At 69.5% G+C, this 24,334-nt stretch carries 25 protein-coding genes; 18 read left to right on the forward strand and 7 right to left on the reverse strand.

Annotated features, from left to right (window positions below; all coding sequences use genetic code 11):
• Positions 1-10: 10 nt before the first annotated feature.
• The gene (locus C8258_RS26380; RefSeq protein WP_106957472.1) at positions 11-1,252 is read right to left on the reverse strand and encodes a bifunctional 3,4-dihydroxy-2-butanone-4-phosphate synthase/GTP cyclohydrolase II; all 1,242 of its coding nucleotides are present in this window, start codon (positions 1,250-1,252) and stop codon (positions 11-13) included.
• 147 nt (positions 1,253-1,399) lie between these two features.
• Between C8258_RS26380 and C8258_RS26385 the strand changes: the two genes are divergently transcribed.
• Entirely contained in the window at positions 1,400-2,062 is a 663-nt protein-coding gene (locus C8258_RS26385; protein WP_106957473.1) for a class I SAM-dependent methyltransferase, read from the forward strand.
• 40 nt (positions 2,063-2,102) lie between these two features.
• On the opposite strand, the gene C8258_RS26390 is transcribed toward C8258_RS26385, so the two are convergent.
• Together C8258_RS26390 and C8258_RS26395 are read right to left on the reverse strand one after the other, a co-directional pair.
• Complete coding sequence (locus tag C8258_RS26390) at positions 2,103-2,729, reverse strand: PadR family transcriptional regulator (protein ID WP_063013625.1); 627 nt, start codon at positions 2,727-2,729, stop codon at positions 2,103-2,105.
• A 38-nt stretch (positions 2,730-2,767) separates the two neighbouring features.
• Positions 2,768-3,610, reverse strand: a complete 843-nt coding sequence (locus C8258_RS26395; RefSeq protein ID WP_036501211.1) for an IclR family transcriptional regulator — start codon at positions 3,608-3,610, stop codon at positions 2,768-2,770.
• A 233-nt stretch (positions 3,611-3,843) separates the two neighbouring features.
• Here C8258_RS26395 and C8258_RS26400 point away from each other — a divergent pair, with 233 nt between their 5' ends.
• From C8258_RS26400 to C8258_RS26420, 5 genes are all read left to right on the forward strand, one after another.
• Positions 3,844-4,344: a flavin reductase family protein gene (locus C8258_RS26400; RefSeq protein WP_106957506.1), complete on the forward strand. Its 501-nt coding sequence runs from the start codon at positions 3,844-3,846 to the stop codon at positions 4,342-4,344.
• A gap of 244 nt (positions 4,345-4,588) precedes the next feature.
• Positions 4,589-5,731 (forward strand): Rieske 2Fe-2S domain-containing protein, encoded by a 1,143-nt coding sequence (locus C8258_RS26405; RefSeq protein WP_106957475.1) that lies wholly within the window; start codon positions 4,589-4,591, stop codon positions 5,729-5,731.
• A gap of 11 nt (positions 5,732-5,742) precedes the next feature.
• On the forward strand, positions 5,743-5,982 hold the full coding sequence (locus C8258_RS26410) for a hypothetical protein (protein WP_106957476.1): 240 nt from the start codon (positions 5,743-5,745) through the stop codon (positions 5,980-5,982).
• A gap of 53 nt (positions 5,983-6,035) precedes the next feature.
• The gene (locus C8258_RS26415) at positions 6,036-7,148 is read left to right on the forward strand and encodes a ferredoxin--NADP reductase (RefSeq protein WP_106957477.1); all 1,113 of its coding nucleotides are present in this window, start codon (positions 6,036-6,038) and stop codon (positions 7,146-7,148) included.
• Between the two features lie 28 nt (positions 7,149-7,176).
• Entirely contained in the window at positions 7,177-8,055 is an 879-nt protein-coding gene (locus tag C8258_RS26420; protein ID WP_106957478.1) for a VOC family protein, read from the forward strand.
• A 62-nt stretch (positions 8,056-8,117) separates the two neighbouring features.
• Here the strand turns inward: C8258_RS26420 and C8258_RS26425 are convergent, their stop codons facing one another.
• A complete protein-coding gene (locus tag C8258_RS26425) occupies positions 8,118-9,809 on the reverse strand; it encodes a nitroreductase family deazaflavin-dependent oxidoreductase (protein WP_106957479.1) in 1,692 nt (563 codons plus the stop codon).
• Between the two features lie 129 nt (positions 9,810-9,938).
• Between C8258_RS26425 and C8258_RS26430 the strand changes: the two genes are divergently transcribed.
• Positions 9,939-10,502: a TetR/AcrR family transcriptional regulator gene (locus C8258_RS26430; RefSeq protein ID WP_106957480.1), complete on the forward strand. Its 564-nt coding sequence runs from the start codon at positions 9,939-9,941 to the stop codon at positions 10,500-10,502.
• 138 nt (positions 10,503-10,640) lie between these two features.
• On the opposite strand, the gene C8258_RS26435 is transcribed toward C8258_RS26430, so the two are convergent.
• From C8258_RS26435 to C8258_RS26445, 3 genes are all read right to left on the reverse strand, one after another.
• A complete protein-coding gene (locus C8258_RS26435; RefSeq protein ID WP_106957481.1) occupies positions 10,641-11,495 on the reverse strand; it encodes a ribokinase in 855 nt (284 codons plus the stop codon).
• 49 nt (positions 11,496-11,544) lie between these two features.
• Positions 11,545-12,003, reverse strand: coding sequence for an SRPBCC family protein (locus tag C8258_RS26440; RefSeq protein ID WP_106957482.1), 459 nt, complete (start codon positions 12,001-12,003; stop codon positions 11,545-11,547).
• An 82-nt stretch (positions 12,004-12,085) separates the two neighbouring features.
• Positions 12,086-13,681: an MFS transporter gene (locus C8258_RS26445; protein ID WP_106957483.1), complete on the reverse strand. Its 1,596-nt coding sequence runs from the start codon at positions 13,679-13,681 to the stop codon at positions 12,086-12,088.
• Positions 13,682-13,772: 91 nt separating this feature from the next.
• Here C8258_RS26445 and C8258_RS26450 point away from each other — a divergent pair, with 91 nt between their 5' ends.
• The 11 genes from C8258_RS26450 (at position 13,773) to C8258_RS26500 (ending at position 24,273) form a co-directional block, all read left to right on the forward strand.
• Entirely contained in the window at positions 13,773-15,041 is a 1,269-nt protein-coding gene (locus tag C8258_RS26450) for a glutamate-5-semialdehyde dehydrogenase (RefSeq protein WP_106957484.1), read from the forward strand.
• A gap of 155 nt (positions 15,042-15,196) precedes the next feature.
• On the forward strand, positions 15,197-16,090 hold the full coding sequence (locus tag C8258_RS26455; protein WP_036499607.1) for a MoxR family ATPase: 894 nt from the start codon (positions 15,197-15,199) through the stop codon (positions 16,088-16,090).
• Between the two features lie 48 nt (positions 16,091-16,138).
• The gene (locus C8258_RS26460) at positions 16,139-17,584 is read left to right on the forward strand and encodes a VWA domain-containing protein (protein WP_106957507.1); all 1,446 of its coding nucleotides are present in this window, start codon (positions 16,139-16,141) and stop codon (positions 17,582-17,584) included.
• A 15-nt stretch (positions 17,585-17,599) separates the two neighbouring features.
• Positions 17,600-17,935 carry an MmcQ/YjbR family DNA-binding protein gene (locus C8258_RS26465; RefSeq protein WP_106957485.1) on the forward strand — a complete coding sequence of 112 codons (336 nt, stop codon included), beginning with the start codon at positions 17,600-17,602 and terminating at the stop codon, positions 17,933-17,935.
• Positions 17,936-18,004: 69 nt separating this feature from the next.
• A complete protein-coding gene (locus C8258_RS26470; RefSeq protein WP_146161340.1) occupies positions 18,005-18,826 on the forward strand; it encodes a hypothetical protein in 822 nt (273 codons plus the stop codon).
• Between the two features lie 94 nt (positions 18,827-18,920).
• On the forward strand, positions 18,921-19,562 hold the full coding sequence (gene nadD / locus C8258_RS26475; RefSeq protein ID WP_083870660.1) for a nicotinate-nucleotide adenylyltransferase: 642 nt from the start codon (positions 18,921-18,923) through the stop codon (positions 19,560-19,562).
• Positions 19,559-19,963 (forward strand): ribosome silencing factor, encoded by a 405-nt coding sequence (gene rsfS / locus C8258_RS26480; RefSeq protein WP_106957487.1) that lies wholly within the window; start codon positions 19,559-19,561, stop codon positions 19,961-19,963. The genes nadD and rsfS overlap by 4 nt, the downstream gene beginning before the upstream one ends.
• Positions 19,964-20,094: 131 nt before the next feature.
• Complete coding sequence (locus tag C8258_RS26485; protein ID WP_036499638.1) at positions 20,095-20,736, forward strand: histidine phosphatase family protein; 642 nt, start codon at positions 20,095-20,097, stop codon at positions 20,734-20,736.
• Between the two features lie 490 nt (positions 20,737-21,226).
• Positions 21,227-21,982: a diglucosylglycerate octanoyltransferase gene (gene octT, locus C8258_RS33715; protein WP_106957508.1), complete on the forward strand. Its 756-nt coding sequence runs from the start codon at positions 21,227-21,229 to the stop codon at positions 21,980-21,982.
• Between the two features lie 17 nt (positions 21,983-21,999).
• Positions 22,000-22,842, forward strand: a complete 843-nt coding sequence (locus C8258_RS26495; protein ID WP_106957488.1) for a DegV family protein — start codon at positions 22,000-22,002, stop codon at positions 22,840-22,842.
• A 135-nt stretch (positions 22,843-22,977) separates the two neighbouring features.
• Complete coding sequence (locus C8258_RS26500; protein WP_233225356.1) at positions 22,978-24,273, forward strand: ComEA family DNA-binding protein; 1,296 nt, start codon at positions 22,978-22,980, stop codon at positions 24,271-24,273.
• Positions 24,274-24,334: the final 61 nt, after the last annotated feature.

A 24,334-nucleotide genomic window follows, 5' to 3' on the forward strand; every position in this document is an offset into this window, starting at 1 on the left:
ACAAAGATTGTCAGTTCGCCGCAGCGGAGGCGACGTCGAGTCCGGCCAGTTGGTGACGCATCCGTTCCCGCTTGGTCCGCAGGTAGCGGACGTTGTGCTCGGTCGGGTCGGTCTGCAGCGGAATCCGGCGCGTGACCGCGATGCCGTGCGCCTGCAGGCCCGCCTGCTTATCCGGATTGTTGCTGAGCAACCGCACCGATTCCACACCCAGATCGCTCAGGATCTGAGCGCCCGCGCCGTAGCGGCGGGCATCGATCGGCAGCCCGAGACGCAGATTCGCGTCCACAGTGTCCGCGCCCGCGTCCTGCAGTTCGTAGGCACGCAACTTGTTGAGCAGGCCGATGCCGCGTCCCTCCTGGCCTCGCAGGTAGACGACGACACCGCGGCCCTCGGCGGCCACCGCCCGCAGCGCGGCATCCAGCTGTTCACCGCAGTCGCAGCGCAGCGAGCCGAACGCGTCGCCGGTCAGGCATTCCGAATGCAGCCGGGCCAGGACGTCGGTTCCGGAGGGATCGCCGAAGACCAGGGCGAGATGCTCGACCGGTTGCGCGCCGGAGTCGTCGTCGCGGTAGCCGAAGACCTGGAAATCGCCGTAGCACGTGGGCAGCCGGGTCTGCGCGAGCCGGGTGACGGTGTGCTCGCTGTGCTTTCGATACTCGATGAGGTCGGCGATGGAGATGATCGGCAGCCCGTGCTCGCGTGCGAAGACCAGCAGCTGCGGCAACCGTGCCATCGACCCGTCGTCGTCGACGACCTCCGCGATCACTCCCGCCGGCCGCAATCCGGCCGCGCGCAGCAGGTCGACGGTCGCCTCGGTGTGCCCGGCCCGGCCCAGCACGCCGCGCGGATGCGCCCGCAGCGGGAAGACGTGCCCGGGCCGGGTGAGGTCGGCCGGGGTGGTGCGCGGATCGGCCAGCAGTCGCATGGTGTGGGCGCGGTCGGCCGCTGAGATACCGGTGCTGACGCCGGCGGCCGCGTCGACCGATACGGTGTAGGCGGTGCCCTTGGGGTCCTCGTTGACCGCCGTCATCGGGGGCAGCGAGAGCCGGTCGAGGTCGGCGCCGGGCATCGGCACGCACAGCACGCCGCTGGTGTGGCGGATCAGGAATCCGATGGTCTGCGCGGTCGCGAATTCCGCGGCCAGGACGAGATCGCCTTCGTTCTCCCGATCCTCGTCGTCGACCACCACGACGGGCCGGCCCGCGGCCAGGGCGTCGAGTGCGTTCTGGATGGAATCGAGTTCACCGGTCATCGTGCACCTCCTGTATGCCTAATAGAAATATTCCGAAACGCTCCTCGCTAGGAAGGGTTCCGCTCAGTGAGATTCTGGGGACGACGAATTCCGGGGACCCGCTGCCGGCGTTGACCTCGAGTGCGGTTGAGGGTGCACGCTGGGGTCATGACACAGGCCGCAGAGTTCTGGAACACCGTCTACGACGACGACACCGCTCCCTGGGTGATCGGTGAGCCGCAGCCGGCGATCGTGGAAGTGGAGCGCAAGGGGTTGATCCGAGGGCGGGTGCTCGACGTCGGAACGGGTGCGGGGGAGCACACCATCGCCCTCACCGCCCTCGGCTACGACGTGCTGGGTATCGACCTGTCGCCCAGCGCCGTCGAATACGCGCGGCGCAACGCGGCCGCGAAGGGCGTGCCCGCGGCGCGCTTCCGGGTGGCAGATGCGGTCCGGCTCGGCGCCGATCCCGCGGCGGCCGCCGAACTCGGCGTCTTCGACACGATCGTCGACAGCGCCCTGTTCCACATCTTCCGCGAGGATCCCGGCACCCGCGCCGACTACGTCCGGTCGCTGCACACCCTGTGTGCTCCGGGTGGTCTGGTGCATGTGCTGGCACTCTCCGATGCCGATCCGGGTTTCGGGCCGCGCATCAGCGATCGGCTGCTGCGTGAATCATTCGATGCGGGTTGGGAATTGGAGGATCTGCGACCTGCGTCCTATCGCGGCCGGGTCACCCCGGTGGTCGCCGATCAGGTCGCCGGGCTGAACGTGGCCGAGGACGGGACCGTGGATACCGCCGCCTGGCTGGCCCGGATCCGGCGCGTGTAGCGACGGATCCGGTGCGGACCGGGTGCCCCGGTCCTGTGCGCTATCGCGGCCGAGCCTTCGATTTCGGTGGTGCGAGCGGCGCCTCGCGATTGCGGGGCAGCCGTCCGCGCTTGTTCAACGCCTCCAGGTCGTCGAGCAGATCCTCGGCCAGTTGGCGCTCCGCCTCGTAGTGCCGGATGCACCAGCGCAACACCGCGCTGGGGAAGGCCCAATCCGGGTTGGCGTCGGACCCCTCGGCGTCGGCGGCGGCGCGGCGGCGCATCTTCTCCGCGTAATCGATATGCGCGGTGAGGATTTCGCGCAACCGCTCCGGCTCGGCCAGATGTCCGAGCCACGCTCGCAGCAGCACACTGTGTTTCAGCACCGGCGCTTCGACCGGTGAGTGATTGACCCAGTGCGCCACGGCATCCCGGCCGCTGGTGGTGATCGCGTACATCCGCTTGCCGCGCACGCCGTCCTCGGAGGTCACGGTGCGCGAGGTGACGTACCCGTGCTTCTCGAGGCGTTTGAGTTCGGCGTAGATCTGGCTGAACGACGGGCTCCAGTAGAAGAACTGCAAACTCCAGTCCGCCCACTTCTTCAGGTCGTATCCGGACAACTCGTCCGCATGTGAAAGCATCCCGAGCACGGCCCACGAGGTGGTCGGCAGATCGGTGCCAGATGTCATCGCCGAACTATACCGCCCAGTCATATGCGGATCCGAAATCAGCGCCAGCGGGTGCGGTGCGGAAACAGTGCCCGCCCGGCCTCGTGTACGACCTCGAGAACGACCCGGGCCAGCCGGTCGTAACTCATCGCCTCGGCACGTCCCGACAGCGAGAGCGCGGCCGGCGGGGCGCCGCGGCCACGCAGCGGCGCGGCCACGCAGGCGATGCCGACCATGGCCTCCTCGCGGTCGATCGCCACGCCTTGGCGCAACCGGATCTGCCCGAGTTCGCGATGCAGCGCATCGGGTTCGGCCAGGGTGCGCGGAGTGAGGCGGGGCAGCCGGCCGCGGAAGGCGGCCTCGGCGATGGTGGGTTCCAGCGCCGCCAGCATAGCCTTGCCCAAAGCCGTTGCGTGCGCGGGCATCCGGCCCCCGAGGCGGGTCGGCAGCGCCGCGCCGAAGCGGCCGCCGGCCTTGTCCAGATAGACGACCTCGCGACCGTCGAGCACCGCCAGGTGGCCCACCATGCCCGTCCGCTGCGACAACTCGTGCAGCAGCGGACTCACCGCGTCGCGAATCTCGTTGTGGTCCGCGGTCAAGCCGCCCAGTTCCAGGGTGCGCATGCCGAGGCGGTAGCCGCCGGCGGAATGTGCCAGCCAGCGCAGCCGGATCATCTGATCCAGGATGCGGTGGACCGTCGAGCGCGGAAGTCCGGTTCGCTCAACCAGTTCCAGCAGTGTCAGCGTCGGGGTGTTCGCGTCGAAGGCGTCCAGGATCAGCGTCATCCGCTCGATCATCGACACCGGAATCGGCGCGCCGGCTCGATGAGCCCTGGCGCCCGTCGTCGCGTGATGCGCGGCCGTGGTGGTGCGTTCCGCGGAGGGCAGCACGGTGACGGTCATATGTACCTCCGTTGGCTCATATGCAGTCTAGAAGTATTTCGACTAGGCATGTTCGGTTTCGGCATTTGTGTCACCTATCACAGTGGCTGCCACCACACCGATCGCGAATCGGTGGAACTACGTAAGTGCTACCGAAATCTCTCCCGTTCACCGGACCTGGCTGTTGACGGGGGCGCCCCTCGACCTGGTGTCATGACTTACAGCTATATGTCTGTCCGAAACAAGGAGTGGCCGTGGAGCCGGTAGTACAGGTGGACGAGATCTCGGAGGCGACCTTCAAATCCGTGCTGAGCAGGTTCTGCTCCGGGGTCACGGTGATCACCGCCCTGTCCGGCGACGAGCCGGTCGGATTCAGCTGCCAGTCCTTCTCGTCGTTGTCGCTCGACCCGCCCCGGGTCTGCTTCTTCCCCGCGCGGACCTCGACGTCGTGGCCCCGCATCCGTGAGGTGGGGCGATTCTGCGTGAACATCCTGGCCCACGACCAGGACGAGATCTGCCGCGCGCTGGCTCGCCGCGGCACCGACAAATTCGCGGGTGTGGACTGGGAGTTGTCCGGAAACGGGTCGCCGCGGCTGAGCGGCGCGCTGGCCAGTATCGACTGCGAGCTGGATCGCGAGGTGGACGGCGGCGACCACACCATCGTGATCGCCCGGGTCACCGCGCTGGCCGAACACTCCGACCAGGCGCCGCTGCTGTTCTACCGCTCCTCGTTCGAGCGTCTGCACGGTCACTGACGCGAGCGTCTGCGGGGGGCACTGACGCGAGCGTCTGCGCGCGTGCGGGCGGTGCGTACCCGCCCACCCGCCGAGGCGTCCCGTCGCTGCCGATAGGCGGAGCGGATCTCCCGGCCAGTGGGACTTCGCATGCCGGGCCCCCCTTCCGATGGCGAGCATCGAGTCATCACCCGGGGCGGGTTGGGCCGGCGGGTAGTCGAGGCCGATCGCGATCGAGGCCGAACGCAATCGAGACGGAGGAATCATGAACAGCGACAGCGAAGTGCGGGTCATCGACGCCGGCGCACCGCCCACCCGGTTCGCCCGCGGCTGGCACTGCCTGGGCCTGGCGGACTCCTTCCGCGACGGCAAGCCGCACACCGTCGCGGCCTTCGGCACCGAACTGGTCGTCTTCGCCGGTGAGGACGGCACGCTCAACGTCCTCAACGCCTACTGCCCCCACATGGGCGGCAATCTCGCCGACGGCACCGTCAAGGGCGATTCGCTGGCCTGCCCCTTCCACGACTGGCGGTGGAACGGCAAGGGCAAGTGCACCGGAATTCCGTACGCGCGCCGGGTGCCTCCGCTGGCCCGCACCAAGGCGTGGCCGACGCTCGAGCAGAACAAGCAGCTGTTCGTCTGGAACGATCCCGAGGGCAAGCAGCCGCCGGCCGACGTCACCATCCCGCGCGTCGACGCCGCCTTCGACGACGGCTGGACCGACTGGACCTGGAACTCGATGATCGTCGAGGCCAACTGCCGCGAGGTGGTCGACAACGTCGTGGACATGGCGCACTTCTTCTACGTGCACTACGGCTTCCCGACCTTCTTCAAGAACGTGTTCGAGGGTCATATCGCCAGCCAGTACATGACCTCGATCTCACGCGAGGACATGATGGGCGCGACCGCGAAGGCATTGGGCGGCAAGAACACTCTGCATTCGGAGGCGTCGTACTACGGCCCCTCCTACATGATCGACTATCTGCGCAGCGAGAGTGCCGGACTCACGGTCGAGGGCTACCTGATCAACTGCCACTATCCGATCACCGAGAACCGGTTCGTCCTGCAGTACGGCGCCATCGCGAAGAAGCCGGAGGGCGTGTCGCCGGAGCGGGCCGAGCAGATCGCGGCGGCCTTCGTCGGCGGTCTCGGCAAGGGGTTCGAACAGGATGCGGCGATCTGGAAACGCAAGTCGCGCATCAACAATCCGCTGTTGTGCGAGGAGGACGGGCCGGTCTATCAGCTGCGGCGCTGGTACGAGCAGTTCTACACCGACGTCGCCGACATCTCCGACGAGATGACTGCGCGCTTCGAATTCGAGGTCGACACCACCCGCGCGGTCACCGCCTGGGAGGCCGAGGTCGCGGAGAACCTCGCCAAGCGGGCCGAGCAGGCCGTGGCGGGCTGAGAGTCATCGCGATGGACGAGGTTTCGTGCCGATCCTGCGGAACGTGGGTGCTGGTGGAGAAGTTCAGCCCGCAGCATACGAGCGTGCAGTGGAGCCGGTCGGCGATGCGCGCGTGCACCGAACTGTCGGCGCCGGGTGCGCACACCTGTGCCGCCCTGCGCGACAGCATCGACGCGGCGGTGGAGTCCGGGCAGGTGAGCGTGAGTACCCGTGATGTCGATGTGCGCACCCGCGGCCGGACCGTGGCCTGACGGCGGAGCAGGAAGCTGAATGAACGGCAGAGAAACGGATGTGGTGGTGCTCGATGGATACGGCGATCGAACTCGACGTGCGTGAGCCGGGCGAGGCGCCCGAGCATGCCGGCCCGCGCGACGCGGCGCCCGATCCGGTCGTCGTCGAGATCGTCCGCGTGGTGCGCGAGACCGCGGACGCGGTGTCGCTGGAGCTGGCTCCGCGGCCCGAACACGCGCAGCGGTTCGGTTACCGGCCCGGACAGTTCCTCACCCTGCGCATCCCCAGCGATCGCACCGGTTCGGTGAGCCGGTGCTACTCGCTGTCGAGCGCACCGCACGAGGACGGACCGCTGAAGGTCACCGTCAAACGAACGGCGCAGGGTTACGCGTCGAACTGGTTGTGCGACAACGCCGTCGCCGGGGAGAGTTTGCAGGTGCTGCCGCCCGCCGGACTGTTCACCCCGGCGTCGCTGGACACGGATCTGTTGCTGTTCGCCGGCGGTAGCGGCATCACCCCGGTGTTGTCGATCCTGAAATCGGCGCTGGCGCAGGGTGGCGGGCACTGCACGCTCGTCTACGCCAATCGCGACGAATCGTCGGTGATCTTCGCCGCGGAACTCGCCGAACTCGCTGCGGCGCATCCGGACCGGCTGCAGGTGCTGCACTGGCTGGAATCGGTGCAGGGCCTGCCGAGCGTGCCGCAACTGTCCGCGCTGGTGCGGCACTGGGCCGACCGCGAGACGTTCGTCTGCGGTCCGGGGCCGTTCATGGATGCCGTCGGCGCGGCCATGGCCGCGCACGGCGCCGACCGCCGGCGCGTGCACATGGAGAAGTTCGTCTCCCTGACCGGCAATCCGTTCGAGGCGGCGGCTCCCGCGAGCGACCCCGCCGACCCCGCAGATCACGCCGACTCGGCGCACGTCGAGGTCGAACTGGACGGCGAGAATTACCGCATGGCCTGGCCGCGACGCCAGGTCCTGCTGGACACCTTGCTGGCCGCGGGCCTCGAGGCGCCGTACTCCTGCCGCGAGGGCGCATGCAGCGCCTGCGTGTGCCGGGTGGTGTCCGGCGAAGTGTCCATGCGCCGCAACGAGGTCCTCGAAGAGGAGGATCTCGCCGAGGGCTATGTGCTGGCCTGCCAGGCGGTACCGGTCACCGACGACGTTTCGATCAGTTATTCCTGAACCACCCGACCCCTTGCAAGGAGTGCAAATGGCCGCCGTCAGCTCGCTCGGTTATGTCCGGGCGCAGATCGCCGATGTCGCCGCGTGGCGTGAATTCGCTTTCGACACCATCGGATTCGCCGAAGGGTCGGGCCCCAACCCGGAATCGATCTACCTGCGGACGGACGAGCACACCTACCGCCTCGAATTGGTTCCGGGCGATCGCGACGAGGTGATCGCCGTCGGCTGGCAGGTCGCCGACCGGCGCTCGCTGACGCTGGTGCGCGAAACCCTCGCCGCGGCCGGGATCGAGGTCACCGAGCTGACCCTCGCCGAATCCGCCGCACGACACGTCGAGGAGGCGATCAGCTTCACCGATCCCGCCGGATTCACCATCGAGGTCTTCCACGGCCCCCTGCTCGACCACAGCCCGGTGGTCGGCAAGTACGGACACCGTTTCGTCTCCGGCGATCTGGGGCTCGGCCACGTCGTGCTGCCGGTGCCCGATATCGAGGCGGCGCGGCAGTTCTACACCGAGGTGCTGGACTTCGCCTCGCGCGGTTCGTTCCGGGTCGGTCCGCCCGAACATCCGATCTGGATCCGGTTCATGGGTGTCAATCCCCGCCACCACAGCCTCGCGCTGATTCCCGGCGGCCGCGGCGACGGTCCGGGCATCGTGCACGTGATGGTGGAGGTCGACGCGCTCGACGATGTCGGCCGGGCGCTCGACCGGGTGACCAAGGCGGGCTACCACCTGTCCTCGACACTCGGCCGCCACACCAACGACAAGATGATCTCCTTCTACGTCCGCACCCCGGGCGGCTGGGACCTCGAATTCGGTTGCGAGGGAATGCTCGTGGGCGAGGACTATGTCGCGGAGGAGATGACGGCCGACAGCTACTGGGGCCACGAATGGGCGCGCGGCTGAGCGGCCGTCACCACCGTCCGGCGGCCGGCGCGTGGTGACGCGAACCGGCCGTCGCGGGGTTCCTACGCGTCGGTGAAGGTGACCCGCACGGAGATCGGATCGGTCTGCAGGGCGGCGAATCCGGCGGCGGTCAGCGGTGCGAGCGCCGGATGCGGGGCGAAGGCGCGGGCCCGGGCGACCACATCGTCGTCCGGGCGCAGCTCGGCCGTGGCCGCACGCCAGGTTCCGTTGTGCCGCAATCGCACCGAGGGATTGGCGCGGACATTGTTGCCCCAGCCCGACCGCATGCCGTGCTGGCAGATGATCCAGGCGCCGTCGTCGTCGAACAGCACCGAGACCGGAACCCGCCGTGGCTGACCGGATTTGCGGCCCACGGTCTCCAGTTCGGTCGCGAAGGTGGACCGCACACCGATCCGGTCCAGTGCGGCGAATCCGGGATTGACCAGGTAGCGGCCGACCGCGCGCTCGATCCGGAACTTCGCCGACTTCCGGTCGCCACCGGCCGTTCCGCGCCGCGACCGGAACGCATCGAACCCGTTGCGGCGCAGCATGGTCAGCGCCGTCGACCACGGTGAGCGAGCCGGATCCGGATCGAGCCCGGCGCCGAGGCGATGCAGCTGATCGGTATGCCATTGCAGATCCAGGGCGCCGTCGACGGCGCGCAGGGTGCCGCTGGTGGCGATGCGGCCGCGAAGGCCGAGCGAAATCGACGGCGGCCGAAGCTCTTCCGACTCGCCGGTGAGCAGATCGGCGGCCGCGGTGGGATACACCGTGGTGGGGCGGCCCAGTCCGGCCACATCGCAGGCGCCGGAATCGACCGCACCGGCCATCGCCGCCCGGCTGCGGAAGCCGCCGGTGACCGCCATCGGCACCGCGGCCGCGAGCCGGCGCACCGTCTCCGCGTACTCGAGGAAGTAGGCCTCGCGTGCCCGGGTGCTCGCCGCCGCCTCGCGGGCCCGGCCCATCATCGCCGGGGATTCGTAACTGCCGCCGCTGATTTCGATCAGATCCAGCGGTCGCCCGGCCAATTGCCGGACCACCGCCCGCGATTCGTCCTCGGTGAAACCGCCGCGCTGGAAATCCGCCGAATTCAGTTTGACGGCCACCGCGAAGCCCGGCTGGACCGCCGCGCGGATGGCGTCGACCACCTCGAGCAGGAAGCGCGCCCGGCGTGGCGCGTCACCGCCCCAGTCGTCGGTGCGCTGATTGGCCAGCGGCGACAGGAACTGCGACACCAGGTAGCCGTGGGCGCCGTGGATCTGGACTCCGTCGAAACCGGCCGATTCCGCGATTCGCGCCGCGTCGGCGAAGCGCCGGATCAGGTCGTGGATGTCGGCCTCGGTGAGCGCGCGCGGCGTGGGCAGTCCCGGCACTCCCGACGCGATCGCCGAGGGCGCCACCGGCCGCTGCCGGGTGGCCAGCGGATTGGCTTGGCGTCCGGGATGATTCAGCTGCATCCAGATCGGGGTGCCGCCGTCCTTGGCGGCCTTCGCCCACCGCGTCAGCGCCGCGAGATCGCGATCGTCGTCGACGACGACATTGCCCGGCTCGCCGAGCTGGGTGCGATCGATCATCACGTTGCCGGTGACGATCAGGCCGAAGCCGCCCGCTCCCCAGCGGCGATACAGCCGGACCAGCCGCTCGTCGGGAGCGTGCGCCGCGGTGCCGAGCCCCTCGCTGAGCGCCGACTTCATGATCCGGTTGGGAAGCACCTGGCCACAGGGCAGGGGAAGGGGGTCGTGCAGTCCGGTCATGCCTATCCTCCAGGGCGCGGATCGGAAATGAGGTATACCGATCGGTATAGTCGGCAGAGTAGTACACCGATCGGTCTAGGGCAACGGTAGGCTGGACCGGACAAGGTGCGTGAGGAAAGGGGTCGCATCATGGGAGCCCGCGACCGGCTCATCGACAGCGCCGTGGATCTGATGCGCAGCAACGGTGTGGCCGGCACCGGTATCGCGCAGCTGCTCGACCACAGCGGCATCTCGCGCCGCTCGGTGTATCTCAACTTTCCCGGCGGCAAATCGGAACTGATCGCCGAGGCGACCCGCGCGGCCGGCGCCGCCTACAGCACACTGCTGCGCACGATCACCGCCGGGGCCGACGTGGCCTCGTGTGTCGGTGCCTTCCCGGCCCTCTGGCGCGAGAAACTCGCGACCAGCGACTTCACTGCCGGATGTCCGATCGTCGCGGCCGCGCTGGGCCGCTCGGAGGCGCCCGAGGCGGCCGACGCCGCCGGGGCGACCTTCACCGAATGGGAGACCATTCTCGCCGAACGCCTCGAAACCGAGGACGTCGCACCGGATCTCGCGATATCGCTGGCCACCACGGTGGTCGCGGCGCTCGAGGGGGCGGTGATCCTGTCCCTGGCGACCCGTTCGATGGCGCCGCTGGAACGGGTGGGCGCCCAGATGTCGGAACTCATCGCTCGCCACACCGCGAAGTAGGCCGACGCGGGTACCGGAGCGTGGACCGGCTGCGCACCTGGACAGCGGTGGTTGCGACGTCGTGACCCGGATATGCGGCGCGGGCAGGCCGGACCGGCGCCGGCCTCGGACTCGCTCCAGCTCTGCCGCCCGCGCGCGTTATTCGGCCAGTGCCCGCTCGATCGCCCCGGCGGTGGGAATGGACGCAGAGGCGCCCACGACGGTGGTGGCCAGGGCGCCGGCGGTGCACGCCCAGGCCAGAGCGGTGGCCGGGCCCTCGTGCCAGTGTGCGGCCAGTGCGCCGGTGAACGTGTCCCCGGCGCCGGTCGTATCGACCACCTCGACCCGCACCCCCGGATGGGCGAGCTCGCCCTCGGGTCCGCGATAACTCGCGCCTGCGCCGCCGCGGGTGGTCAGCACGTGGGTAACAGTCCGGAGTTCCGCATCCAGTTGCGCCGCTTCGCCCTCGTTGACCACCGCGATGTCGACCGCTTCCCACAGCTCCGGTGGCAGTGATCGCGCGGGCGACGGATTGAGCAGTACGAGAGTGCCGTGGTCGCGGGCGCAGCGGGCGGCGGCGAGTACGGTGTCGACCGGAATCTCCAACTGGCACAGCGTGATATCCGCCTCGGCGATGAGGGCGCGGTCCCCGTCGGTGAGATCCGAGAATTCCGCATTGGCTCCGCCGACCACGATGATCGTATTCTCGCCGGTCTCGTCGACCACGATGGTGGCAGTTCCGCTGGCCCCCTCGACGGTGCGCAGTCCCGCGGTCCCGACCTGGTTGTCCTCGAGCACTTTCCGCAGTTCGGCGCCGAAGACGTCGGTGCCGATCGCGCCGACGAAATCGACCGCCGCGCCCGCGCGCCGGGCGGCGATCGCCTGGTTCGCGCCCTTTCCGCCGGGCACCGTGGCGAACGTGGTGCCGAGGACGGTCTCCCCGGCCTGCGGCCGCCGCGGCGTGCGCGTCACCAGATCCATGTTGATGCTGCCGACCACTGCGATCCGTGCCATGCACGCACCGTAACCCGCCGCGGTGCGGACGGACCGAACGTCGCCGTGATCAGGCGCGGTCGGCCGCCGATGCCAGCGCGGCCAGCCGGTCGATGGACCCGATCAGTTTGTCGGACGTCGTCGCGCGGGCTCGGGGCAGCCGGACCTCGTCGGTCAGCCGGGTCCAGTCGTAGGTGTGCCGCACGAGCGTCCGGCTCTCGTCGACGGGTTCCAGTTCCCAGCGCCACAGATGTCCCGGCGGGCGCTGCCCGGATTCCGCGGGCAGCCAGGCGATCCGGCGCCCCTCCTCGAACTCCACCACGTGGTTCTCGCGCACGCTCCCGTTGGTGAGTGTCATCGCGAAGACCTCACCCACACTCCGCACGCGCTGCCCGGTCTCCGCCCGGTCGAGATTGTCGTTCCCGTCCCATCGCGGCTGCTGCGCCGGATCGGCGATCAATTCGAAGATGGGCCCGGCCGGCGCGGCGACTTCGCGCTCCGCCGACACCACCCTGTCGATATCTGCCATGCGACCATCGAATCATTCGCCGGCAGCGTCGACAACGCGGCCACGACTATCGTTCGCACACAGCCCTTTCGGTGTGCGCATCCTATTCCTGGTCGCCGACCGGGCCGGACGTCGCTTCGGCGTGCCGGGGCTCCAAGGGCGGGCCGGTCACCGGGCAGTTGATCTTGCACTGCGGCGTGGCCTCGGGACTCGCGTCCCGCAGCGCGTCGTCGCGGACGGTGACCACGGTCAGCGCCGCGGCCGCTGCCATGACGATCGCGCAGATGAGCATCGCCTCGCGGAATCCTTGTTCGAAGGCGGCGGGGTCGGTGTAGGCGGCGCCGGTGAGGCCGGTGAGCGGTGGGATCGCCGCCACCGCGAGCAGTCCGGCCGCTCGGGCGACGGCGTTGTTGACGCCGCTGGCCACCCCCGCGTGCCGTTCGTCGGCCGTCGCCAGCACGGTCGCGGTCAGCGGTGCGACGGCCAGGGTGAGACCCAGGCCGAAGACGAGCGCGGCGGGCAGCACATCGGCGACATAGGAGGCGTCGGGGCCGATTCGCATCATCAGCAGCATCCCGGCGGCCGCCAGCAGGACACCCGCGGTGATCGGGATGCGCGGTCCGATGCGCTGCGCCAGATCGCCCGAGCGCGCGGAGAACAGCAGCATCAGCACGGTCGAGGGCAGCATCGCGGTGCCGGCCGCCATCGGACTGAAACCGGCCACCACCTGCAGGGTCAGCACCAGCAGGAAGAACACCACGCCCATCGCGCCGTACATCACGAAGGTGACGGCGTTGATCGCGCTGAACTGCCGCGAGGCGAAGATCTCGACCGGCAGCATCGGCGGCGGCCCGCCGTGGTGCCCGGGCGCCTCGTACCGTGCCGACCGCCGCCGCTCGACGACGACGAAGGCCACCCCGGCGAGCACGCCGATCGCCGCCGTCGCCACCACGGCCGTCCGGCTGCTTCCGTGTTCGGGGGCCATGGTCAGCGCATAGGTGATGCCCGCCAGGCACAGTGCCGCGAGGAACGCCCCCAGCACGTCGAACCCCTCGTGTGCCGGGCCGCCGGATTCGGCAGGCGGGCGGGTGGACGCCGAGCCGTCGGCCGCGCCGGAACCGTAGGTCTCCGGCACGTGCCGCACCGCGACCAGCACGACCACCGCGGCCAGCGGAATGTTCAGCAGGAACACCCAGCGCCACCCGGCCGCGCCGACCAGCCATCCGCCCAGGAAGGGGCCGATCGCGCCGGCCACCCCGCCGAGCCCGGACCACGCGCCGACCGCGCGGGCGCGATCCGATTTCGCGAAGGAGGCCTGGATGATCGCCAGCGAACCGGGTGTGAGCAGCGCACCGCCCACGCCCTGCAACGCGCGGGCCGCGATGAGCATCGGAATGCCTTGTGCCGCACCGCACAGCGCCGAGGCCAACGCGAACCACACCACGCCGACGACGAAGATCCGCCGCCGCCCGAACCGGTCACCCAGCGATCCGCCGAGCAGAATCAGCCCGGCCAGCGTGAGCGTGTACGCGTTCACCGTCCACTGCAGACCCGCCATCGAGGCGCCGAATTCCGCACCGATGCGGGGGAGCGCCACATTGACCACGGTCGCGTCCAGCATCGCCATTCCCGAGCCCAGCACCGTGGCCAGCAGCACCCAACGACCCGAACCCGAGGACAACCGGATGGTGGCGACCATGAGGACACGGTAGCGGTGGGCACCGACGCAAGCGCGCGTTCGGCGGTTATCCGCCGTCGGCGTCCGCGGCCCGGTCAGTAGGCTGTTCACCATGACTGCTGGAACTGTCGGCGAAGTGGATACCGTGCGCGAAGCGGTGCACGAGGCGGCGCGGCGGGCTCGGGTGGCGTCGCGGACGCTGGCACAGCTGACGACCGCGCAGAAGGATGCGGCCCTGCACGCCGCGGCCGATGCGCTGCTCGCGCACAAGGATGCCGTCCTGGCCGCCAACGCCGAAGACATCGCGACCGCGGAGGCGGGCGGAACCGCGGCCTCGCTGCTGGATCGCCTGCGGCTGACCGAGCCGCGCATCGACGGCATCGCCTCAGGATTGCGTCAGGTCGCCGGTCTGCCGGATCCGGTCGGAGAGGTACTGCGCGGTTCGACGCTGGCCAACGGACTCGAGATCCGGCAGGTGCGCGTGCCGCTGGGCGTGGTCGGCATGGTCTACGAGGCCCGTCCGAACGTCACCGTCGACGCCTTCGGCCTGGCGTTGAAGTCCGGTAACGCGGCCCTGCTGCGTGGGTCGTCCTCGGCGGCGCGGTCGAATGCGGCCCTGGTCGAGGTCATGCGGGAAGCCCTTGTGGCCCAGGGCCTTCCGGCCGACGCGGTGCAACTGCTGCCGAGTGAGGATCGCTCCAGCGTCACCCATCTGATCCAGGCCCGCGGCCTGGTGGACGTGGTCATCCCGCGCGGTGGCGCCGGACTGATCAACGCTGTGGTGCGCGACGCGCAGGTCCCGACCATCGAAACCGGCACCGGCAACTGCCACGTCTATGTGCACGCCGCCGCCGATCTCGAGATGGCGGAATCGATTCTGCTGAACTCCAAGACCCGCCGTCCCAGCGTGTGCAATACCGCCGAGACGGTGCTCATCGATCGCGCGATCGCCGAGACCGCGGTCCCGCGCCTGATCGGCGCGCTGGAACAGGCGCAGGTCACCATTCACGGCGATCTGCCCGGCCTGGTTCCCGCGACCGACGAGGATTGGGCCGACGAATATCTGTCGCTGGATATCGCGCTCAAGGTCGTCGACGATCTCGATGCCGCGGTCGACCACATCAACGAGTGGGGCACCGGCCACACCGAGGCCATCGTGACCGCCGATCTGAAGGCCGCCCGCGAATTCACCGCCCGGGTGGACGCGGCCGCGGTGATGGTGAACGCCTCCACCGCGTTCACCGACGGCGAGCAGTTCGGATTCGGCGCGGAGATCGGCATCTCCACCCAGAAGTTGCACGCCCGCGGTCCGATGGCGCTGCCGGAGCTGACCTCCACCAAGTGGATCGTCTGGGGCGACGGCCAGATTCGGCCGAGCTGATCCGTCCGGGCCGGCCCTCGCTACCCGGCCCGGCCTGTGGTCTCGCCGACACCGGAGTATCGAACCCGGCCCGCGGGTGTGTACCGTCGTGATCAGCTGTTCTTTACGGTGCATACCTGCAGTGGGCTGCGCTGTTCCCGAAGGAGGGCCCAACTGTGCAGACGACCGTGCACGAGCCGATTTTCGCCTCGGTCGACGATGTGATCGACCGTCTGGCCACCACCGGCTATCTGGCCGACAAGGCCACCGCCACCTCGGTGTTCCTGGCCGACCGGCTCGGCAAGCCGTTGCTGATCGAGGGACCCGCCGGCGTCGGCAAGACCGAATTGTCGCGCGCGGTCGCCCAGGTCGCCGATGCCGAATTGGTTCGCCTGCAGTGCTACGAGGGGATCGACGAGGCGCGTGCGCTGTACGAGTGGAATCACGCCAAGCAGATTCTGCGCATCCAGTCTGCGACTTCCGGCGGATCGGATTCGGGTAACGCCTGGGCCGACACCAAAGCCGATGTGTTCAGCGAGGAATTCCTGCTGCAGCGCCCGCTGCTGACCGCGATCCGGCGCACCGACCCGACCGTGCTGCTGATCGACGAGGCGGACAAGGCGGACGTCGAGATCGAGGGCCTGATGTTGGAGGTGCTGAGCGACTTCGCCGTCACCGTCCCGGAACTCGGCACGATCACCGCTACCCGCCGCCCGTTCGTGGTACTCACCTCGAACGCGACCCGCGAACTGTCGGAGGCGTTGAAGCGCCGCTGCCTCTACCTGCACATCGATTTCCCGGACGAGGAACTCGAGCGCCGCATCCTCGCCAGCCGGGTGCCGGAGCTGAAACCGGCCGTGGCCGCCCAACTGGTCCGCGTGGTGCACGTGCTGCGCGGGATGCAGCTGAAGAAGTTGCCGTCGGTCGCCGAATCCATCGACTGGGCCCGGACGCTGCTGGCGCTGGGCCTGAAGGATCTCGACGACAAGACCGTGCGTGCGACGCTCGGTGTGGTGCTCAAACACCAGAGCGACCATCAGCGCGCCCTGGCCGAGCTGAAATTGGCCTGAGCCGTGTCCGGTAAGCGCACCACCCCCCGCGCGCTGGTCTCCGCGGCGTTGCGTGGCGGGTCCGCGTCCGCGGCGCAGGGTGCGCCGCAACCCGGGCAGACTGCGCCGCACGGACTCTCCGGACATGTGGTCGGCTTCGTGGAGGCCTTGCGCGCCAGGGGAATTCCGGTCGGTCCGTCGGAAACGGTGGATGCCGGCCGTGTGCTCACCGTGGTCGATCTGATGGATCGCGAGATGCTGCGCGAGGGCCTGGCCTGTGCGCTGCTACGCCGGCCCACGCAGCGCGCCACCTTCGACGGATTGTTCGAGCTGTGGTTCCCGGCCGCGCTGGGGGAGCGCGCGGGCGCCGACGATATCGAACTGCCGCGGCGCGACGACGGAGAGATCGACCTGTTCGAATTGCGGCGGATGCTGGCCGAGATGCTGGCCGCCGAGCCTACGGGTGACCAGACCCGGCAGTTGCAGAATCTGGCCGCGCAGATGGTCGAGCAGATGGGGCAGTACCAGTCGGCGAACGGGCCGTCGTTCTCGGCGTATCAAACGCTGAAGGATGTGCAGCCCGAGGTGCTGATCAGCAGGATCCTCGCGGGATTGGCCGCCGGGCAGAACAATTCGGAGTTCGAGACCGAAGTCGCCCGCCGCGCCGCCCGCGAACGGGTCAAGGCCTTTCGCGGCACCGTCGAGGCCGAGACCCGGCGGCGGGTGGCCGAGCGGCTGGGCCGCGAGCGAGTCGCGACCTACGGTGTCCAGCGCCAAGCCGAGGACGCCGACTTCCTGCGCATCTCGGAGAACGAACTGGCCGAACTGCGGCGCGGTTCGCAACGGCTGGCACGCGTCCTGGCGTCCCGCTTGGCCGCTCGCCGGCGCCGTTCCCGGCGCGGCGAAATCGATCTGCGCAAGACGCTGCGCAAGTCCATGTCGACCGGCGGGGTGCCGATCACGCTGCAAACCCGCAAACCGCGGCCCGGCCGCCCGGATCTGGTACTGCTGTGCGATATCTCGGGATCGGTGGCCGGATTCTCCAGTTTCACCATGCTGCTGGTGGATTCGCTGCGTGAGCAATTCTCGCGGGTGCGGATCTTCGCGTTCGTCGACCAGGTGGACGAGGTGACCCACATCTTCGACCAGGTCACGCCGCTGGACCAGGTGACTCGGCGCATCTTCACCGAGACCAAGGTGGTCGGATTCGAGGGGCACTCGGATTACGGTGCGGCACTGCGCGGTTTCGCGCAGGATTGGCCCGACGTGGTGACCAGCCGCACCTCCCTGCTGATTCTCGGCGACGCCCGCACCAACTATCGGGATCCGGCGCTGAATACGCTGGGCGAACTCGTCCAGGTGGCCAAGCACGCGCACTGGTTGAATCCGGAGGCCGAAAAGATGTGGGGCACCGGTGATTCGGCGGCCAACCGCTACGCCGAGGTCGTCGAGATGCACGAATGCCGGTCGGCGCGCCAGCTGACCGGTGTGGTGAGCAGACTGCTTCCGGTCTAGGCATCGAGGACGGCGATGAGCGATCTCCTGCGGTACTGCCTCCGCAAGCCGGGAGCGTGGCGCGACGAACCCTGGGAGGGCGACGTCGTCGCGAAGGTCGGCGACAAGATCTTCGCCTTCGTCAGCCCGGAGACGGTGACGCTCAAATGTGGGCGCAACCGCCTCGAAGCCGACGAACTGGTGCATATCCATCCCGACGACGTCACCGCCTCCGCCTATATCGGGCGATACGGCTGGAATACCGTCCGGCTGGGTGGCTCGGTGTCGGATGCGGAAGTGCGCGAACTGATCGATCAGTCCTACGCCGAGGTCGTCGCGAAACTGCCGAAATCCAAGCGGCCGACGGGATAGCACGCCGTTTGCCCGGCATCATCAGCGGCTGTTAAGCGCTTTCCAAGCAGGGCCGTCGATCATTCGCGCGTGCCGTGCCCATCGGGGGAGTTCGCCGACGAAATCCCCGCCGACCAGCCGAGCGCCCCTGCGGCGCGACGAATTTCCCGCCATGTGGACGCCGAGCCTCCCGACCCCGAGCCCTGCGACTCCGAGCCGCCGCACGACTCGGAGCGCTCCGGCTACGAACCGGCCGCCTTCGAATGTCCGGCACCGACGCGGGCGACGGACGAGCCGAGGCGGGGCGATATGCGGCTGCGAGCGCGGGAACTGGCGGAGGCCGCGACCGCCCTGCTCGCTACCAGCCCAGCCGCCGCCGAACGAATGTTGCTGCAGGCCTTGGACTGTGGCAGCGGTGTGCTGTCCGGTGAGCAGCGCGCGCGGCTGTCTTCGCTGGTGGTGACGGCGGTCGCCAATCAGCCGGGCCGGGAGCACGACCTGGCGGCCGCGGCGGTCGCTGCGGCCGAGAGCTGGACCGGCATCTCCGCCGCCGACGCGGCCCATCACACCCTGCTCGCCGCCCGCGTCCACTATCGCAGCGGTCACCATCGCCTCGCGGCCACCCTGTTCGCCGCTGCCCTCGGCTGCGATGCGCTGCCCTATCCGCCGGAAGAGGTCGCGGTGCTGTACGAGCAGCTCGGGCGGTGCTTGGGACAGTGCCACCGCCACCGCGCCGCGGCACGGGCCTACGAGGCGGGTGCGGCCGCCGTCGCCGGTAGACCCCGGTGGGAGGAACTGCACGGCGACCTGGTCGACGCAGCGTCCCGTTCCCGGCACTCGGCGCGCAATCCGGCGGCGATGGTCCGGGCGTATCTTTCGGCGCGGCGACGGGCCTCCTCTCGGCGCAGGTGAACCGGTCCGGAATCGGCATCTCCCGAGCACCTCGGAGCCGGATCGGCCGACGAGATCCGCCCCCGCGCCGGCCCGCCCAGTAAGCTCGGCATTCGTGCAAAACACAGGCCGGCGCAAACTGGGCGTGATGGGCGGTACGTTCGATCCGATCCATCACGGGCACCTGGTTGCCGCCAGTGAGGTCGCCAACCGCTTCGACCTCGATGAAGTGATCTTCGTTCCCACCGGGCAGCCGTGGCAGAAGTCCTCGCGGCAGGTTTCACCGGCGGAGGACCGCTATCTGATGACGGTCATCGCCACCGCGTCCAATCCGCGGTTCTCGGTCAGCCGGGCCGACATCGACCGGGAAAAGGCCACCTACACCGTCGATACCCTTCGTGACCTGCAGAATCAGCATCCGGACGCGGATCTGTACTTCATCACGGGTGCGGACGCGCTGGCCAGCATCCTGACATGGCAGGATTGGGCGGAACTGTTCGAGCTGGCGAAGTTCGTCGGGGTGAGCCGTCCGGGGTACGAATTGAATGTCGACCACCTCGAGGGACATCTGCGAAATCAGCCGGCCGATGCGGTCACCGTCATCGAGATCCCGGCCCTGGCGATCTCGTCGAGCGAATGCCGTCGCCGTGCCGCCGAGGGGCGCCCGGTGTGGTACCTCGTTCCCGACGGCGTCGTGCAGTACATATCGAAACGGCACCTGTACGTGCCGGGAGGGAACGGAAGGGTGAGTCAATGACGGCATCGGCACAGGCGGTGGAGATGGCGCAGGTCGCCGCGCGGGCCGCCGACGAGAAGCTGGCGACCGACGTCGTCGTCCTCGACGTCTCCGATCAGCTGGTGATCACCGACTGCTTCGTCATCGCCTCCGCGCCGAACGAGCGTCAGGTCAGCGCGATCGTCGACAACGTCGAGGAGAAGTTGCGTCTCGCCGGGCACAAGCCGGTCCGCCGCGAGGGCACTCGCGAAGGTCGGTGGGTGCTGCTGGACTACGTCGACGTCGTGGTGCACATCCAGCACAGCGACGAACGCAATTTCTATGCGCTGGAACGGTTGTGGAAGGACTGCCCGCAGGTCGAGGTGCCGGGTCTCGAGGCTCCCGCGCAGGCCCAGGCGAGTGGTAGCGGGGACCCCGAGTGAACCGCGGACCCGAAGGGGGGACCGCGCGTGATCCCGAGGTGACCGGGGAACGCGCTGTCGACTCCGATGTGAGCGACGCGCCCGAAGGTGTTGCGCCGGTAGCGGGTTCGCGGGCGTCGAAATATCCCGGTGTGCGCCGGCTGATCCTGCTGCGACACGGGCAGACGGAATGGAATGCCGCCGACCGCATGCAGGGCCAGATCGACACCGAGCTCAGCGAATTGGGCCGGAGCCAGGCGAAAGACGCTGCGCGCGAGCTGGTTTCCCAGGACGCCGTCGCGATCGTCTCCTCGGATCTGCGCCGCGCCTACGACACCGCGCTCGCACTGGCCGAACACAGCGGACTCGAGGTCGTGCGGGATGCGCGGCTGCGGGAGACCAGCCTCGGCGACTGGGAAGGTCTCGACCACCTCGAGGTGGACGCGCGGTATCCGGGCGCGCGCAAGGCGTGGCGGCTGGATCCCACGGTCACGCCGCCGGGCGGAGAGAGCAAACTCGAGGTCGGCGCGCGGGCGCTGCCGGTGGTTCGCGAGCTGTTCGCCGAGCGTGCGGACTGGCCCGGCCGTACCATCATCCTGGTCGCGCACGGCGGGCTGATCGCAGCCCTGACCGCCGCGCTGCTGGAACTGCCCGAGCACAAATGGCCGATCCTGGGCGGATTGGCCAATACCAGCTGGGTGCAGCTGAGCAGCCACGGTCCGGGCATCGAGCAGCCGGGTTGGCGGCTGGATGTGTGGAATGCGGCGGCGAAGGTAGCACCTGATGTCCTCTGAACGCTCCTCCGACGACCGGGACGAACCGGTCCGGCAGGTATCCGACGAACTGTTGCGCAAGGCATCCGAAGGGCCCGTCCGGCGGCTGCCGGACGCGCTGTTCGGCGGTCCGGTCACGCCGGTCGACCCCGCCGGGGAATCCGACGCCGCCTCCGAGTCGGGTGATGCGGACGACGACGGGGGCTCGACCGGTCCGCCGGCCGTTCTCGCGGATGCGCCCACCGAGACAGCGGAAAATGCGGAACCGGCCGCGGGCGCACGGGAAGACAGCGTGCCCAGCGGTTCCGAGACGACACCGTCCACCGCTACGCACGCCTCCGTATCCGGCGATGCGGCGGTAGCCGATGACGCCGCCGCGGCGCCCGATGCGCACCGGAAGTCCGACACCGGTTCCGGCGCGGCAACTCCCGGCGAACGGACCGTGTCCAGCGCGGCCGTCGACGCCGTGTCGGGAATCGACGACGCGGTCTCCGCGGATGCGCAGCCGAGCATCGGCGACACGGCCGGCGCACCCGAGGCTTCGGCGCGACCGGTTCTGGTCGTGATCGCGGATTCGCTGTCGTACTTCGGCCCCAAGGGCGGCCTGCCCGCCGACCATCCGCGCATCTGGCCGAATCTGGTTGCCGCGGAACTCGATTGGGATGTCGAATTGGTGGCGCGGATCGGCTGGACCTGTCGCGACGCCTATTGGGCGCTCATCGGCGATCCGCGCGTATGGGCCGCGGTGCCGCGCGCGGGAGCGGTGGTCCTGGCCACGGGCGGCATGGACACGCTGCCCTCGCCGCTGCCCACGGCGCTGCGCGAAATGATCCGGTATCTGCGCCCGCCGGTGCTGCGCCGGCAGGTGCGCACCGGATACCAGTGGCTGCAACCGCGGCTGTCGAAACTCGGTCGCCCCGTGGCACTTCCGCCGCACGTGAGCATCGACTACCTGGAACAGTCACGGCATGCGCTGGCCCAGTTGCGGCCGGAGCTGCCGGTGGTCTCGGTGCTGCCCTCCGTCCACGACTGCGAGGCCTACGGCAAGGTGCACTCGGGGCGTGCCCCCGCGGTGCGTGCGCTGCAGGAGTGGTCGGCGAAAACCGGTGTGCCGCTGGTGGATCTGGGTGAGGCCGTGCGCGACGACATCTTCTCGGGCGAGGCGAATCCGGACGGGATCCACTGGGGCTGGGAGGGGCATGCGGCGGTGGCGCGAGCCATGGTGAAGGTGCTGTCGGAGGTGCGTTCGGTCGAGGCCGGTGCATGAATCGGTTCGGATAGCCGATGACCGTCGTGGTGGTCACGGATTCGGCGGCGAGCGTACCCGCCGCACTGGTATCGGAATTGGGCATCGTGGTGGTGCCGCTGCATGTGCTGGTCGACGATCGGGCGATCGCCGAGGGCGTCGACGACTGCGCGATCGACTACGGCGCGTCCACGGTGACGACCTCGTCCGCCTCTCCGGGTGAATTGCGCGCCGCCTACGAGCGCGCTCTGGAGCTCAGCGCGGGCGACGGTGTTGTGGCCGTGCATATTTCGCGACAGCTGTCGGCGACCTGGGAAGCCGGTCGCCAGGCCGTGCAGGATATGGATGCCGCCGACCGGGTGCGCCTGGTGGATTCGCTGAGCGCGGGCCTGGGCACCGGGCTGCCCGTACTCGCCGCCGCCCGCCGCGCGCGGTCGGGTGCGGCGCTGGACGTCGTCTACGACACCGCGGTCGCCGCCGCCGGGCGATCGCGCACGTTCATCGTCGTCAATCGGACCGAGCAGTTGCGTCGCGGCGGACGGCTCAGCACCGCGGCCATGTTCTTCGGCACCGAACTGGTGACCAAGCCGATACTCCAGATCGTCGACGGCAAACTGGAGCTGCGGGAGAAGGCCCGCACCCGGTCCAAGGCATACGCGAAACTCGTTGCGGCAGCGGTCGATGCGGCCGGTGACGACGGGGCGGCGGTGGCCGTGCAGCATCTCGGTGCCGCCTCCGCGGCGGCGACCATCGCCGGACAGCTCGGCGAACTCATCCCCGGCATGCGGGAACTCGTCACCGCCGAATTCGGTCCCACGCTCGGCGTGCACGTGGGCACCGGGGCGGTCGGCGTTCTGGTGGTCCCCGGCGGCTGCGGCTGAGCGTCTACCATCGCCGGCCGACGAACTCCGTCGCCGCGCCGGAGGTTGTCCACAGCTCAGCCGCTGTCCCCAGACATTCCGAAACCCCAGTTCGCGCACCGAGTCACGCCCCGCCGCGCACTTACGGTCACCGTCATGGCGCGACACGAGGATCGGACCCTACTGCGGCAGCGACTGCACGACGTATCACCCGGAACGACAACGCTCGGCACCCTGGCCCCCGGCCCGGGTGACCCGACGCATGACGGGCTGTGGGACCTCGCCCGATCACCCGCGGACTCGGCCGAGCAGAGGCGCAACCCCTCGGGCAGCCCCGCCGGAAGCCGTGATTTCCGGATGCGCGGTAGCGAATCGGGGCCGCCCGCCGAACCGGTGAGCGGCTCCGACGGCGGCCGAACCATGGTCGCAACGCGACCTGCTGTGGACGCCGGCCTGGACGAAGCCGCCGGTGTGCGGACCGGCGACCACGGCGGGACGTGGCCGAGGCGGCCGTATTCGCCGAGCCGTATCCGGCAGCGGCGCGACGATGCCGCGTCGCATCCTTCGAGTGCGGGAGGCCTCGATCGGCGCGACGGTGACGGTCGGGGCGGCGACGAAGGTCCCGCGGCGAACGGCGCGGGGGTGACATTCCCCGAGGCACCGGAGAGTCCGCGAATTCCGCAGTGGCTCAGCGAACCGGTGGGATCGGTGACGATCTGGCAGCGGCTCGTTCCGGAGCGATTCCGGGGAGTTCGCGTGGATCCCGGGCGCAAAGGAGTCTGGGTGCTGGCCGGTGCCGGCGTGGCGGCGGTGATCGTGGCGGCGGCCGCCGCGCACCGAGACGATCCGGTGGCGGCGCCGGTGGCGCCGCTACATGCAGTGCGCACGGAGGCCGCCGAAACCTCGGCTGTCCCCGCGGCGGTGGACGGCCCCGGACTGGCCGTCCGGTCCGATTCGCCGGGCCGGGCGACGCCGTCGCCGGCTCCCGGCGGCGAGCTGGTGGTCAGCGTCATCGGTTTGGTCGAACATCCGGGTCTGCTGCATCTCGCACCCGGAACACGGGTCGCCGATGCCGTCGCGGTGGCCGTCGCGCGGGAGGGTGCGGACCTCGCCGCGCTGAACCTCGCCCAGCGGCTCGCCGACGGCGACCAGATCGTTGTCGGCGAGCGGGGTCCCGCGAGCGGTCCGCGCCTCGGCAGCATGGTCGTTGCGGGGGCCTCGCATACGGCCGCGACGTCGGGCGCCGCCTCCCCACCGGGGCACAAGGTCAACCTCAACACGGCCACGGAACAGGATCTCGACTCCCTCACCGGGGTAGGTCCCACCACCGCCGCGGCCATCATCGGCTGGCGCAACCGGCACGGCCGCTTCACCAGCATCGACCAGCTCGCCGAAGTCACCGGCATCGGCCCCGCCAAGCTCAACCGCCTCCGCGACCAGGTCACCCTGTGAACCGCGGCGAATCGAAGCACGCTCGGCGCCGGCACGAACCCGTCGCGAACTCCGGCGGCGG

This window comes from Nocardia sp. MDA0666 (assembly GCF_003023875.1).
GTDB lineage: Bacteria > Actinomycetota > Actinomycetes > Mycobacteriales > Mycobacteriaceae > Nocardia > Nocardia aobensis.